The following is a 13,545-nucleotide window of genomic DNA, read 5'->3' on the forward strand; positions in this document are numbered from 1 at the left end:
CGCTTAGGCGGTCTTTTTTTCTGGTTCAATTAAACCAAACTTTTCCTCAATTCTATTAATGAATTGAAGGAATTCATTATTTCCCTGTGCATCTGTACAGCTTTCTATAATTTCATCGCATGTTGTTAAATGCCATAGTTTTTCAATCATATTAGTTTGTTTAACAGTCTTAAATGGTAACAATAATGGTTGTAATATTATCTTTTGATCAGAAAAGTCATCAGGTAAGTGATTGACTTCATTGTTAGTTAATCTAAGTATCAGGTTTGGATGCAAGTAGTTTTCACATTCTCTTTTACGTGTTAAATGAAAAATTATATTAGGGTATTTTGCTTTTATAGCTAAATTTTGTTGATGTTTTTGACAGTTTTGACCATCATCATCTGAATCAAAAAAGACAGCCCAAGGTTTTTGAAGTGATTCAATTAACTTATAATTAACCCAATGTTTTAAATTATCACTACCACCACTTATTAAAAGTTGTACATCTAATTCAGCGATATAATCTTTTTGAATTAATCGACTTTCTGCATATTTTGCAAATATGTGTTTTAAAAACACTACATCAGATACACCCTCAACAAAGATATATCCTCGACATTGAGGATTAGAAATATTACCAAAAGGATGAATACCTAAATCTTCACTGATTGATTTTAAAATATCATTGCGATCAGCATGAGCAATTACATGTTGATTTTCCTCATCTTTAGTTATGTATCTTAAACTGGTTAGAGGCATCAAGCCTGCTAAGGCTGGGGTATGAGTAGTTACTAATATTTGAGTTTTGGGCAATATGGATAAATCTAGAAGAGCTTTTATTAGCATCTCCTGATAATCTGGATGTTGTGAGGTTTCAGGTTCTTCAATAGCATAAATAATTGAGCGACCATCTGCCTCTCGAAATTTTTTCTCTGCTTCGGCTCTAAAAAAGTTTAGGAGAATTAATCTTCTTACTCCGCTTCCTCTTTTATTGACAGGAATACCTTGTTCAGAGGCTAAAGCCATTGAAAAAATAGACTCCCATTTAGGTTCTTTTGAAAAATCTGGAATCAAATCTCTCGCTAATGCTGAATCCATTTCTGATAGTTTTTCCAAAGTTCTTCCCGCAACATCTTCAACTTTTGTTTTGATATGCTCCTGAATAGCTTGTAATTGTGGTTGAATTTCAGATAATGCATGTCGAATTGCCAGTTTCATTGGATCTTGGACTTCACTATCTTGGTCACTACTATTGCGGTCTGATTTGAATAAAGCATAAATAGGTAAGAAGTTTTTTAGGGCATCCCAAACATTTTTTGCATCTTCTTTATTTAATGGAATTTCTTTAAGCTGAAAGGTAAGATGTTCTGATTGGAATAAATATTGTCTTAAGGAGGTATTAGATCTTTGGTCTTGAACTTGGGATATATCTAGATTTTTTACCTTAAGCAATGCTTTTAACTCTGCATTTTTCAAAATTATCAAATTATCTAAGCCACTATTATTTGGATAGTTGGCAATCAGACATAAGTCAGTTGATACTTTCTGGCTTATACGAAAAGTTTTTTTTATTTCTAAGTATCCATCTAAATTTAGTAAATGTTCATCTTGTAAAGTTGTGACAGATGTAGCATCAAGTATTATAGAGGTTGGATTATCATCAAAAATACATGTTATTGAAACATTATCATCTTCGGTACAATTGACACATTTATCACTCTTATCCAAAGAAGAGTTCTCAAAGAAAATATCTAGTGCTTCTAAAATAGTCGATTTACCCGCATCATTTTTCCCAATGATTCCTGTTAATTTAGAATCAATATTTATCAGATTTACACCTTGATAACCCCTAAAATTTTCTAATTTAATTGCTATTAATTTCATAATAATAAAATACTTTTGTTAGGATTTTTAGATTAAAAAAAATCAAATTTAAGATAACATTTTGTTTTATATATTAAAAGATAAATTTTATTTTACCAGTTAATGATCTAATAAAAGGTCTCTAAAAAGTTCGATGAACTTAATCCACAAATTGCAGAACAGCTTATTCGTAAGCTCGAGACAATTTTAGACAGTCCCAAAATCCCAAGAAAAATTCAGTGAATCAGTCGATTTGTATAAAGTAAAACTATGATCAGCAGATTATTGTTTGGTTTATCAAGTTATTGATGCAAAAATTGTGGTACTGGTCTTAGACTTAGACCGCCTTGATTCGATCAATAAAAAATATAATTATTTCAAACTCTCTTTATGCTCTTGTCCCCAAACCGCCATTTGCACCATCAACTTTTCTAGGCCACGACCTGATGGCGTCAGATCATACATTGAGGTCATTTTACCCGTAATTTCATCAACAGATTCAATTTTTTCAACAACATTGTTCAATTCAAGTTCTTTAAGCTCTTTAGAAATCATTCTGGGTGTAATGCCTTGCAGCAGACGTTCAATCTCATTAAAACGGCGTGGCTGTTTAATCATGGTTGCAACAATCGCAAGTTTCCATTTGCCATTAATGACGTTCATGGCATTTTTAAGCGCCACAATAAACATCAAATTACATTGGTCATCTTCGCTTAATGTTTCAGCATTCTCTTTCATAAAATCAGCCATCTATCCTCCCATCTCGTCATAAAATTTAATCAAATGAAATCCTAAATTCACTATACAACAGTATAGTGATCTCGTTTTTTAACTCGCCTATAAATTACATCATTGCAAAAATAATCCAAGGTTATTGAATGATTTTAGTTACTGGTGCTACTGGCCATTTAGGGCGAAGTGTAGTGCAACAATTAAAGCAACAGCTACAAAACAATGAATTTGCTGTATTGGCGAGAAACTTAGAAAAAGCCAAACCTTATGTCAACGAACATATTGAAGTGCGTGAAGGAGATTTCAATCAACCTGAAAGTTTGATCAAAGCCTTTCAGGGTATCGACAAGTTACTTCTCATTTCAACGATGGAAATGAATCGCTTTGAACAACATAAGAATGTCATCGATGCTGCGCGTGAAGCAGGTATTCAACATGTGTATTACACAGGTTTATCCATTCAAAATATTGAAAATTCAGCAGTGAAGGATTTGATGATCAGTCATTTTCAAACTGAAGATTACCTCAAAGCAAGCGGACTGAAATATACACTCCTACGCAACACCATGTATGCAGAAGCGATTCCACAAATTATCGGTGAAGGAGTTATCGATACAGGCATCCAGCTCTCTGGAGGTGCGGGGAAAGTACCTTATGTGTTAAGAGCAGAGTTAGGAGAAGCAATAGCAAATGCCTTAATTCAAAATGATCATGAGAATAAGGTCTATGAGTTAGTCGGCAGCCAAACTTATAGCTATCAAGATATTGCTGATGAGCTAAGTCAACTCAAAACAATACCAGTGGAATATCACGATCTCACTGAAGAAGCCTATCAACAGTTGTTAAAAAGAATCGGTTTGCCCGAATTTCTGATCTATCTCACACATGGCACAGTCGTAGATATTAAACATCAACAGTATGAAGTTCAAAGCCAAGATTTAGAAAAACTTTTAGGTCGTCCAAGCCAACCACTCAAATCAATGTTGGCGAGTTTATACGCTTAAAGAATTAAAAATATTTACATTTAAACATTATAGGTAAATACATGAAATTATTAGAAGCTTTACAGTGGCGTTATGCAACCAAACAAATGACTGGTGAAAAACTACCGCAAGAATTAGTCGATCAAACTCTTGAAGCTGCGCGTTTAGCACCGACCTCAGCGGGCTTACAACCGTTCCATATTATCTCGATCAGCAACCAAGAACTTAAAGAAAAAATTTCACCAGTTGCATTGAATCAACCGCAAATTACCCAGTCATCGCATCTTTTGGTATTTACGGCTTGGGATACGATTCCAGACGAGCGTATCGATGAACGCTATAACGCCATGAATCGTGAGCGTCATTTACCTTTAGATACGACCATGGATGTGGTGCAAAACTTAAAGAACCTGTTCTCGACGTTTACTGAAGAGCAGCAATACCACCATACTGCAAAACAGGCTCATATTGGTTTTGGTATGGCAATTGCGGCAGCAGCTGAGTTAGGTGTAGATGCAACGCCAATGGAAGGTTTTGATAAAGACGGTCTGGATGAATTATTAGGTTTAAAAGAAAAAGGCTTAAAGTCTGTGGTGCTATTGGCACTAGGTCGCCGTAATCCAGAAAAAGATTGGTTAATTGGATTGAAGAAATTCCGTATTCCGCGTGAGGAGTTCGTCACTGATATCCAGTAAAGTATTTCATTAGAATAAGAAGACAAAATAATAACCATTCGAGTTGACCGTCTATCTCCAGAAAGGCGGTCTTTTTGCATTTCTGAACATTGAACAAATCAAGTGCACAATTTTGATTCATGCACATTTTTGAATCTTTTCGACGACTTTTTTCCTAGCCCTCTTTTATATATCTCAAGAAAAGTTTTGGCACGTTTTCTGCATTTACTAAGTATTACCAATTCTTTTTTTTGTAATACCTAGAGGTGCTGCAGATGACTACAAATCAATCCAAACAATCGAAGCATCCCATCCTTCAATTCTTCATTGAACTGATGAGTGTCCGTGCCGGTTTACACCTACAACAATCTCAAAAACCTAAGGAGCTCAAACGTGCCTAAACAGAAGCTGGCGCGGATCAGCATCACTTTACCTGAAAATACATTGCAGGCTATGGATCAAAAAATTGTAGATCAACATTATGAAAGCCGATCTCAAGCCATTGTTGACATGATTAACCACCATTTGATCAATGACCTTGTTAGCCGCAATGAAGTCATGGTCGGTACTTTAACCTTATTGTATGACGTCAGTTTAAAGCCATTAAGAACACAACTTATTGATTTACAGCAACAGTTTTTGACTCAGGTGATTAGTTCACTACATATCCAATTAGATGATGACAAAGTCATGCAGGTGATGTTGATGCAAGGGGTCAGCAGTGACCTAAAAGCCATAAGTGAGCAATTTAAAGCATTAAAAGGGGTAATTAAGGGGCATTTAGAGCTGATGGATGCAGTCATGCCACCTATTCCTCAAAATTCGGAACACGTATAAGGAGCACCGTCGTGCAGACATTATGGACTATACAAGATTGGCAACAGGCTTATGCAAATCAAACTATTCAACTGAATGATTTGAAGCGTTATGTTGCTGAATTCTCCAATGATGATCACGCTTGGATTTCAATAGCCAGTGCCGAGCAAATACAGGCGCAGATTGATGCATTAGCCCATCAGGATATCGCTGATCTTCCGTTATATGGTGTGCCATTTGCTGTCAAAGACAATATTGATGTTGCTGGATTCTATACCACTGCGGCGTGTCCAGATGCTGCTTATTTAGCAATGCAAGATGCAACCGTAGTGGCTAAGCTTAAATCTGCTGGTGCAATCGTGGTGGGCAAGACCAATCTAGATCAATTTGCCACGGGATTGGTTGGCGTGCGTTCACCCTATGGGGCTGTAAAAAACAGTTTCAATCTGGATTATATTAGCGGTGGATCAAGCTCTGGCTCAGCGGTTGCAGTAGCAAATGGGTGTGTACCATTCGCCCTCGGTACTGATACAGCAGGTTCTGGCAGAGTTCCCGCGGGTTTCAATAATATTGTCGGACTCAAACCAACCAAAGGCTGGTTTTCAGCAACGGGTTTAATCCCTGCATGTCGAAGTATTGATGTAATCTCAATTTTTGCAACTCAAGTGGATGATGCTTGGACAGTAGCGCAATTGATGCAAGGTTATGATGCGACCGATGCTTATTCAAGACAGCATCCGAGAACAGTTCCGACACAATTTTCGAAGGGGAAGATTGCAATCCCAGATCATTTAGAATTTTATGGTGATACTCAAAGTGAGCAAGCATTTCAAACAGCCATTGCTCGAATGAAATCGCTCGGATTTCAAGTTGAAGAGATTGATTTCACAGTATTTAACCAATTGGCTGCCGCATTATATAACCGCTCATGGGTTGCGGAGCGTACGCATGCAGTCGAACAAAAAGTTCGACGTGAGCAATGTCATCCAGTAATTAAGCAAATTATTGATCAAGCTGATCAATTCAATGCTGTAGACGTGATGCAAGATGAGTATCAGCGTGCAGAATGGGCTAGGCAGATCAATCTTCAATTAGAAAATTATGATGCGTTGATGGTGCCTACCGCACCTACGATTTATCGCATTGCAGATGTTGAAGCAGATCCGATCCAAAAGAATTCGCATATGGGGGCTTATACCAATTTTGTTAATTTTGCTGATTTATCTGCATTGGCACTTCCGAATGTCATCCGTGATGATGGTTTGCCAAGTGGTATCACCTTAATTGCTGGTGCTTGGATGGATCAAGCTTTGGCACACTTCGGTCAGCAATGGCAAGCGACTTCAGGATTAAATTTAGCAACGTCAGAGAAAGGTTATCAAATTCATAAATCAATAGGATCTGAGCACACCGTTAAATTGGCAGTGGTGGGAGCACATCTCACAGGCATGCCGCTGAATTTTCAGTTAACGAGCAGACAAGCCAACTTGGTTAAAAAAACGCGTACTGCGCCGTATTACAAACTATTTGCTTTAAAAAATACTCAGCCACCTAAGCCGGGGCTACAACGAGATACATCAGGTCATTCTATTGAAGTGGAAGTGTGGGATGTACCAAGAGCATTGTTCGGTGACATTGTTGCTGAAGTCCCAGCACCACTTGGTATTGGCAATGTACAACTCATTGATGGAACATGGGTGAAAGGCTTTATATGTGAAAAACATGCTTTAGCAGATGCACTTGATATCAGTCACTTTGGTGGATGGCGTGATTATATTCAAGCCTCAAATTTTACCAATACTAAATTTAAGTGCACGAGCATTGGTGAGGTGGTGCAATGAAAACGATGGTCTGGGGAGTCATTGGAACTGCACTGTTATTCGTGGGTTGTGATAAAACCGCAAAAATTCCAGAACCAAGTCAACATGCTCAAGCCGAAAAATCAATGCAACCGATTCGTATTGGTTACAGTGATTGGCCAGGATGGGTGGCATGGCAAGTTGCTATTGAGAAAGGGTGGTTTAAAGAAGCTGGATTAAACGTAGAGTTTAAATGGTTTGATTATTCAGCCTCTATGAATGCTTTTGCAGCAAACCAATTGGATGCGGTTTCTGTTTCTCATGGGGATAATTTGGTCATCGCCTCAGGTGGAACGCGTGGCATTATGATTTTAGCAACTGATTATTCATCAGGGAATGATGTCATTCTTGCAAAAGAGGGCATTCATAGTGTGGCAGATCTTAAGGGTAAAACGATTGCAGTCGAAAAAGGGCTGGTCGATCATAATTTATTGAATACCGCACTTTCAGATAAAAATATATCAGCCAATGAAATCAAACTGATTAATGCAGCAACCAACGAATTACCCCAAGTGTTTAGCAGCCCAGATGTGGATGCCATCGCTGTATGGCAACCTGTAGCAAATCAAGCTTTAAAAAGCGTAGCTGGGTCCAAAATCATCTATAGTTCTCAAGATAAACCAGGATTGATCTATGATACGTTGACGGTAAATATGACGCATTTATCTAGGCATCAAGCAGAGTGGAAAAAAGTGCTGCAAGTATGGGATCGAACCGTCAAATATATTCAAGATCCTGAGACCAGAAACGATGCTTTGATGATTATGTCTAAGCGTGTTGGTGTTGAACCTGAGCAATATGAACAATTTATTCAAGGCACACATTTGTTGGATCTTGAGGCAAATCAAAAGGTATTTAAACGCTCCTCAACTTTAGCTTCTATTTATGGATCAACTTATCATGTTAATAAGTTTAATCTTGAAAATGGAGTTTATACGGTAAAATTAGATATTGATGGACTGATTTATCCAAAATTGGTTGAATCATTTAAATAAAAAAAGCCCAGTGCAGAGGGGCTTGCACTGGGCACAAAGTTGAACTGAATGATTGGTCGGTAGAGCAACAGAGTTGCCTACCTTGTATGGATTAAGAATAGATAAAAATGGAAAAACTAGGAAACGGATTAAAATTATAAAATCAATCGTTTTATACGATGAATGCGTTAGCGTGTATGAAGTGTCTATAAATCAAAAAAATCACATATTTTTCACGAATGAACAATTAACATCAAGGTTTGATGCGAATGAAAAAGGATCATGTGCGTTGTATACAACAGCTGATATTTCCAGAATTATTGAAATGGCGTGGGAAGATCGGACACCCTTCGAAGCCATTCTGCTGGAATACGGATTAAACGAAAGTGCAGTCATTCGATTGATGCGACAACAATTAAAAAAAAAGTAGTTTTGAAATGTGGTGTAAACGTGTTGCGGGACGGAATACCAAGCATCTTCACAAGCGCTCACCAGATATTTTAAGAGCTTACTGTACTCGACAATATAAACCGAAGTAGGCCTATTGGGAGATAAAGCTTTGCATATTTTAAAACAACGAAAATGGTGGATTCTCATTCTGCTCATTTCGATTGGTGGGATATATTTCATTTTCCGTTGGTGGCAAGGTCCTGTAGTCGAAACTTACCTAATCGAAGCAAAACCACTGATTCAAACAGTGGTTGCTTCAGGTCGTGCTGAAAATGTAGCACGTAGTGAAATTGGGAGTGAAATTTCGGGTGTGGTGATTGAGCGACGCGTGCAAGAAGGTCAACGAATAGCAGCAGGAGAGGTACTGTTAATTATTCAATCTGATGATTTAAAAGCACAAGTCCGTGAAGCAGAAGTTGCGCTAGAGGAATTGCAGAAAATTCGCTATCCACAAGCGCAAGTTGAATTGAAAACGGCAGAATTTCAATTACAACAAGCCAGTCGCGAAGCAAGACGTCGTCAGCAAACGGAACCGGGAGTGCTTTCTGTTGAAGAAAAAGAACAAGCTTTAGAAGCTGAACGCTTAGCCAGAAATCAATTATCTGCGGCAAAACTTAAGGCGAAAAGCCTTGCTCCAGGTCAAGTGGAAGAAAAAACCTTAAGCGAAAGATTAAATGCGCTACGTGCCCAATTGGCAAAAAGTGAAATTCGGGCACAAGTATCGGGTACGATCTTGACGCGTGAAGTCGAAAAAGGGGATGCGATTCAACCTGGAAAGGTGCTCTTTACAGTCGCAGTTGATAGTCCAACGCAAATTAAAGTGGCGGTGGATGAGCAAAATTTACCTTATCTTAAATTGGGTCAAAAAGCGGAAGTGATTGCAGACGCTTATCCAGAGCAAGCATTTCCAGCTGAAGTTAACTTTATTGCACCTAATATTGATCCTCAACGTGGTACGGTTGAAGTTAAATTGGCGGTGAATTCTGTACCCAATTTCTTGAAGCAAGATATGACAGTCTCAGTGAATGTCGAAACAGCACGTCGAAATAAAACCAAAGTAATAGCCAATGACGCGCTTATTGACCCTTCAACCAAGCAAGCTGAAGTTATGGTGATAAGAGAGGGTAAGGTCCAACGTCAATCTGTAAAATTAGGATTGCGTGGAACCACCATGACTGAAATTTTATCAGGGTTGGATCACAATGATCAGGTCGTTATAAAGCCTGATCAAGTAAAACCGGATCAGCGTGTCAGAACTAAGCAGGTACAAGCACTTTGAAGATGAAGCGTTTATGGACCAATTGGCTCATCGCTGTTGGGTTTTTACGCGAGGGTCGCAGTCAAACACTGATGATTATTGGTGGTGTTGCTATTGGTGTTGCCGTTATTGTCTTTATTAGTGCATTAATTCAGGGGCTTCAGTCCAATTTGATTGAGCGTACGTTGGGTACTCAGGCACATATTAGTTTGCATGCACCAGATGAGGTCAATCGCGTCGTTAGAGTGCCTGAGGGCGTGGCACATATCATCCATGAAGATCAAAGGGCTCAAAGACTCAAGTCGATCAATAACTGGCAAGAAGTTCTTGAAAATCTAGACAATATCAAGACGCTCAATGCCGTTTCTCCCATGGTTTCAGGACCTGCACTGGTAAAACGGGGAGAAGCGATTCAGTCAGTTGCGATTATGGGGATTGATTTACCACGTTATCAACGCATAGTACCTTTGCAAGAGTATCTAAAAGCTGGTCAGCTTCGTTTAAAGGCAGATGATGTGCTTATCGGAAGTGAGTTGGCCAAAGATCTTGGTGTGCGCGTAGGCAGTAAAATTCGCGTAGATAACGGTCAAGACATTAACGCCGTTATGAATGTAACGGGTATTTTTGAACTCGGGGTCAAAGAACTAGACTCACGCTATATGTATATCGATCTAAAGCGGGCACAGTCTTTATTGGGTTTGCCGGGTGGGGTTACCATTATTGATCTTCGTATTTCTGATATTTTCTCCGCAGATCAGGTCGCAACTCAAATTCATCGTCTCACTGGATTAAAAGCTGAAAGTTGGATTGAAAGTAATGCGCAATTGATGAATGCGATTTCAGCGCAAAGTCTTTCAACCAATATGATTATTATATTTGTTGGGATATCAGTTGCATTTGCGATCGCCAGCGTACTCTCCATTACAGTGGTACAGCGTACACGTGAGATCGGAATCTTGCGTGCGACAGGTGCGAGCCGAGAACAAATTTTGATGATCTTTCTCATTCAAGGTGCGATTTTCGGCTTACTTGGTTCTATTGTCGGAATCCTGACCAGTTATGCATTGGTTTGGTCATTTAATGAATTTGGCCCAGGATTATTCTACATTCCAATTTCCCCTTATTTGATTGGATCAGCTTTATTACTTGCAACATTGAGCGGTTTAATTGCAGCGGCGATTCCTGCCCGTCGTGCAGCGCGTTTAGATCCTGTGGAGGCAATCCGTCATGTCTAATCATGATGAAGTACTACGTTTAGAGGCTTTGAAAAAGTCTTATAACATTGGACAACCCAATGAAATTGAAGTGCTGCATGGGATTGATTTTGCGATACATCGTCAAGATTTTGCTGCGTTAATTGGACCTTCTGGTTCAGGTAAAAGTACGTTATTAAATATTTTAGGTTTACTCGATCAACCCACCAGTGGTGAAATTTATTTACTTGGTCAACCAACCAGTCAAATGCAAGATCAACAAAGAACTGAATTGCGTGGGAAGAGCATAGGGTTTGTGTTTCAGTTTCATCATTTGATTCAAGCGTTCACCGTTATTGAAAATGTTTTGATGCCTCTAATGTTGGTGCATGGCAAACCCAATCAGCAAGCTTTAGATCGGGCACATGATTTGTTAAAAGCGGTAGGATTGGGTCAATTTGCACAACGAAAAGCCAGCCAACTTTCTGGTGGGCAGCAACAACGAGTCGCAATCGCCAGAGCTTTAATCACACAGCCTGCTTTACTCCTCGCTGATGAACCTACAGGTAATCTAGACAGTCAAACAGCGAGCGAAGTCTTTGAGCTGTTTCGTGAAGTAAACGAGCAACAAAATTGTGCGGTATTGTTAGTGACCCATGATCCACGATTATCGGCTACATGTGATCGAACCATTCAATTGGTAGATGGACGAATTGAACGTGATGAAATGAAGTCGTGATTAATCCAAGGCTGCATTTAAAATAGTGTGGTCAAAAGGATTGATGTTGCATGCTTTATCCTGACCGTTAGTGTGATCAGGATATAGCGCCTTATTTAGAATGACTGACCTTGGTCATTCTTGGAATTTTAGGTAAGTCGGCGAGTGCTGGATCAAGTTCATCTTCTTCAGCATGTACCAAAGCATCTACACGTTGTCTTAAAGATTTAAATTTTTCAGTGAGCATCAATTCATGCTGACGTGGTCTTGGTAGATCAACCTCAATGATTTCCTTAATTTCGCCAGGATTGGCCTTCAATGCCACAATCCGATCGGCCAGTAAAATTGCCTCGTCCATATCGTGTGTCACAAAAATAATCGTGATATCAATATTGGCCCAAAGATCGATCAGATGCTTTTGCATTTTTTGACGCGTATGAGGATCTAAAGCCCCAAAGGGTTCATCCATCAAAAGAATTTTCGGCTGATTCACGAGCGCGCGAGCGATGGCAACGCGTTGTTTCATCCCTCCAGAAAGTTCATGAGGGTATTGCTGCGCAAATTTTTCAAGTCCGATAATGTTGATCCATTCACGGGCTTGCGCCTCAGCTGTAGCATTGCTGGCACCTCGCATGAGTGGACCAAACATGACATTTTCTTTTACCGTTTTCCATGGAAACAGTGTGTAGCCTTGGAAAACCATGCCACGCTCTGGACTCGGTCCTGTGATGGTTTCACCGTCTACCAGTAATTCACCACTGGTATATGGATCAAGACCTGCCACAATACGGCTAAATGTAGATTTACCGCATCCTGAAGGACCAATAACACAGATAAATTCACGTTTATGAATTTTTAAATCTAAAGCATTTAAAATGGTGCGCTCAGTTTTTCCGTGGCTAAACTTTTGGGTGAGATTTTTTGCTTCTAAAATGACGGGACGAGCGTAAATTTTGTCAAAGTAAGCGCGGGCATCAAAATCTGAGGGTTGAAGTGCTGAAGACATTAGCGAACTCCCGTTTTCCATTTAAATAAGTGCTGTCCAAGTTTCATTAAAATCACGTCGCAAATTAGACCAATCAAACCGATAATCAAAATTGCGGCGAAAACATTGTCAAAGTTTTGATAGCGAGCTTGTTGAGTGATGAACCACGTGATACCGGATGTACTTCCTATGAGTTCTGCAACGATTAAATAGGTCCAAGCCCAACCTAAAAGTACACGAAGGTTTCGATAAATTTCTGGGAGTGCAGCAGGGATGACCACATAAAATAAACTTTTGATTTTATTAGTTCCTAAGGTGAATCCAGCTTCAATAAGACTGCGGTCGACCAGACGGGTGGTATTGGCAATAATGAGAATTTGTTGGAACAAGGTACCAATCACAATAATGGCAATTTTAGGTGCGTCATTAATGCCCAAAATCGCAACAGCAAGAGCGCCAAAGGCTGGTGCAGGCAGATAGCGAAAGAACTCTACAAAAGGTTCAGTTAATTGAGAAATTTTATGAGAAAAACCGCAAAGAATACCCAAAGGAATACCGATCAAAGAAGAAATAAAAAATGCGGTAAACACCAGTTTAATGCTGTGCCATAAACTTTCATGAAACCATGGTGCATTCGCTTGAGCGGGTGGTGTTGTAAATGCGGTCACTAAGGCTGTAGCGACTTCATCTGGTGCCGGTAGGTAAATGGGATTGACCAAAATTCCCCGAGGTGGTGGCAGTCCTTGATCGACTGCCAATTGCGCTTCAGCATAATAAACTTCTCTACTGACACGGCTATCGACTTGTAAAAATGTTGTGCTACCAGAATCTGTGATTTGAACTTGGGGATGCCAAATAAAAGGCAAATAACTCACTGCACACCATATTAAAATTGGAATTAAAAACGATCCAAAACCAAGCAAAAATTTATGCTTTTGACTCAATTCTCGTGCAACATAGCTCATCGTTGCCACCTCAGTAATACAAAAAATAAAATTCGTATGATTAGGTTGCAAAATCGATGCCATTTTCGAAGCGTGCTTTAAAAGCGCTAAATT

13 protein-coding genes and 1 pseudogene are annotated in these 13,545 nt (G+C 39.2%); 10 read left to right on the plus strand and 4 right to left on the minus strand.

All coding sequences use genetic code 11. The features are described 5' to 3' along the window. Nucleotides 1–3 precede the first annotated feature (3 nt). Nucleotides 4–1,866, minus strand: coding sequence for an AAA family ATPase (locus tag FTV32_RS01955; protein WP_180027735.1), 1,863 nt, complete (start codon nucleotides 1,864–1,866; stop codon nucleotides 4–6). A 351-nt stretch (nucleotides 1,867–2,217) separates the two neighbouring features. Continuing rightward, the gene (locus FTV32_RS01960; protein ID WP_180027736.1) at nucleotides 2,218–2,595 is read right to left on the minus strand and encodes a helix-turn-helix domain-containing protein; all 378 of its coding nucleotides are present in this window, start codon (nucleotides 2,593–2,595) and stop codon (nucleotides 2,218–2,220) included. Between the two features lie 128 nt (nucleotides 2,596–2,723). On the opposite strand from FTV32_RS01960, the gene FTV32_RS01965 reads away from it, so the two are divergent. From FTV32_RS01965 to FTV32_RS02005, 10 genes and pseudogenes are all read left to right on the plus strand, one after another. Further along, complete coding sequence (locus tag FTV32_RS01965) at nucleotides 2,724–3,581, plus strand: SDR family oxidoreductase (RefSeq protein ID WP_180027737.1); 858 nt, start codon at nucleotides 2,724–2,726, stop codon at nucleotides 3,579–3,581. A 41-nt stretch (nucleotides 3,582–3,622) separates the two neighbouring features. Next, on the plus strand, nucleotides 3,623–4,255 hold the full coding sequence (locus FTV32_RS01970) for an NAD(P)H-dependent oxidoreductase (protein ID WP_180027738.1): 633 nt from the start codon (nucleotides 3,623–3,625) through the stop codon (nucleotides 4,253–4,255). Between the two features lie 254 nt (nucleotides 4,256–4,509). Beyond that, on the plus strand, nucleotides 4,510–4,635 hold the full coding sequence (locus tag FTV32_RS17410; protein ID WP_257219874.1) for a hypothetical protein: 126 nt from the start codon (nucleotides 4,510–4,512) through the stop codon (nucleotides 4,633–4,635). Continuing rightward, nucleotides 4,628–5,071 (plus strand): CopG family ribbon-helix-helix protein, encoded by a 444-nt coding sequence (locus FTV32_RS01975; protein WP_035263841.1) that lies wholly within the window; start codon nucleotides 4,628–4,630, stop codon nucleotides 5,069–5,071. The genes FTV32_RS17410 and FTV32_RS01975 overlap by 8 nt, the downstream gene beginning before the upstream one ends. Before the next feature lie 11 nt (nucleotides 5,072–5,082). Then, complete coding sequence (atzF, locus tag FTV32_RS01980) at nucleotides 5,083–6,891, plus strand: allophanate hydrolase (RefSeq protein WP_180027739.1); 1,809 nt, start codon at nucleotides 5,083–5,085, stop codon at nucleotides 6,889–6,891. Next, on the plus strand, nucleotides 6,888–7,904 hold the full coding sequence (locus FTV32_RS01985) for an ABC transporter substrate-binding protein (protein WP_180027740.1): 1,017 nt from the start codon (nucleotides 6,888–6,890) through the stop codon (nucleotides 7,902–7,904). The genes atzF and FTV32_RS01985 overlap by 4 nt, the downstream gene beginning before the upstream one ends. A gap of 304 nt (nucleotides 7,905–8,208) precedes the next feature. Beyond that, nucleotides 8,209–8,422: pseudogene (locus FTV32_RS01990) on the plus strand (TIGR03643 family protein). 20 nt (nucleotides 8,423–8,442) lie between these two features. After that, entirely contained in the window at nucleotides 8,443–9,612 is a 1,170-nt protein-coding gene (locus tag FTV32_RS01995; protein ID WP_180027741.1) for an efflux RND transporter periplasmic adaptor subunit, read from the plus strand. Nucleotides 9,613–9,614: 2 nt separating this feature from the next. After that, on the plus strand, nucleotides 9,615–10,826 hold the full coding sequence (locus FTV32_RS02000) for an FtsX-like permease family protein (protein ID WP_180027742.1): 1,212 nt from the start codon (nucleotides 9,615–9,617) through the stop codon (nucleotides 10,824–10,826). Next, nucleotides 10,819–11,523 (plus strand): ABC transporter ATP-binding protein, encoded by a 705-nt coding sequence (locus tag FTV32_RS02005; RefSeq protein WP_180027743.1) that lies wholly within the window; start codon nucleotides 10,819–10,821, stop codon nucleotides 11,521–11,523. The genes FTV32_RS02000 and FTV32_RS02005 overlap by 8 nt, the downstream gene beginning before the upstream one ends. 91 nt (nucleotides 11,524–11,614) lie before the next feature. Here FTV32_RS02005 and FTV32_RS02010 read toward each other — a convergent pair whose 3' ends face one another. After that, on the minus strand, nucleotides 11,615–12,508 hold the full coding sequence (locus tag FTV32_RS02010) for an ABC transporter ATP-binding protein (RefSeq protein WP_180027744.1): 894 nt from the start codon (nucleotides 12,506–12,508) through the stop codon (nucleotides 11,615–11,617). After that, on the minus strand, nucleotides 12,508–13,452 hold the full coding sequence (locus tag FTV32_RS02015; RefSeq protein ID WP_180027745.1) for an ABC transporter permease: 945 nt from the start codon (nucleotides 13,450–13,452) through the stop codon (nucleotides 12,508–12,510). Before FTV32_RS02015 ends, FTV32_RS02010 begins: the two co-directional genes overlap by 1 nt. Nucleotides 13,453–13,545: the final 93 nt, after the last annotated feature.

Source organism: Acinetobacter sp. YH16032, assembly GCF_013417345.1.
Taxonomy (GTDB): Bacteria; Pseudomonadota; Gammaproteobacteria; order Pseudomonadales; family Moraxellaceae; genus Acinetobacter.

What these genes read in the sequence shown, in the direction of transcription:
- FTV32_RS01955 (WP_180027735.1), bottom strand. Translation starts at nt 1,866, where the DNA reads ATGAAATTAATAGCAATTAAATTAGAAAATTTTAGGGGTTATCAAGGT.
- FTV32_RS01960 (WP_180027736.1), bottom strand. Translation starts at nt 2,595, where the DNA reads ATGGCTGATTTTATGAAAGAGAATGCTGAAACATTAAGCGAAGATGAC.
- FTV32_RS01965 (WP_180027737.1), top strand. Translation starts at nt 2,724, where the DNA reads ATGATTTTAGTTACTGGTGCTACTGGCCATTTAGGGCGAAGTGTAGTG.
- FTV32_RS01970 (WP_180027738.1), top strand. Translation starts at nt 3,623, where the DNA reads ATGAAATTATTAGAAGCTTTACAGTGGCGTTATGCAACCAAACAAATG.
- FTV32_RS17410 (WP_257219874.1), top strand. Translation starts at nt 4,510, where the DNA reads ATGACTACAAATCAATCCAAACAATCGAAGCATCCCATCCTTCAATTC.
- FTV32_RS01985 (WP_180027740.1), top strand. Translation starts at nt 6,888, where the DNA reads ATGAAAACGATGGTCTGGGGAGTCATTGGAACTGCACTGTTATTCGTG.
- FTV32_RS02000 (WP_180027742.1), top strand. Translation starts at nt 9,615, where the DNA reads ATGAAGCGTTTATGGACCAATTGGCTCATCGCTGTTGGGTTTTTACGC.
- FTV32_RS02005 (WP_180027743.1), top strand. Translation starts at nt 10,819, where the DNA reads ATGTCTAATCATGATGAAGTACTACGTTTAGAGGCTTTGAAAAAGTCT.
- FTV32_RS02010 (WP_180027744.1), bottom strand. Translation starts at nt 12,508, where the DNA reads ATGTCTTCAGCACTTCAACCCTCAGATTTTGATGCCCGCGCTTACTTT.
- FTV32_RS02015 (WP_180027745.1), bottom strand. Translation starts at nt 13,452, where the DNA reads ATGAGCTATGTTGCACGAGAATTGAGTCAAAAGCATAAATTTTTGCTT.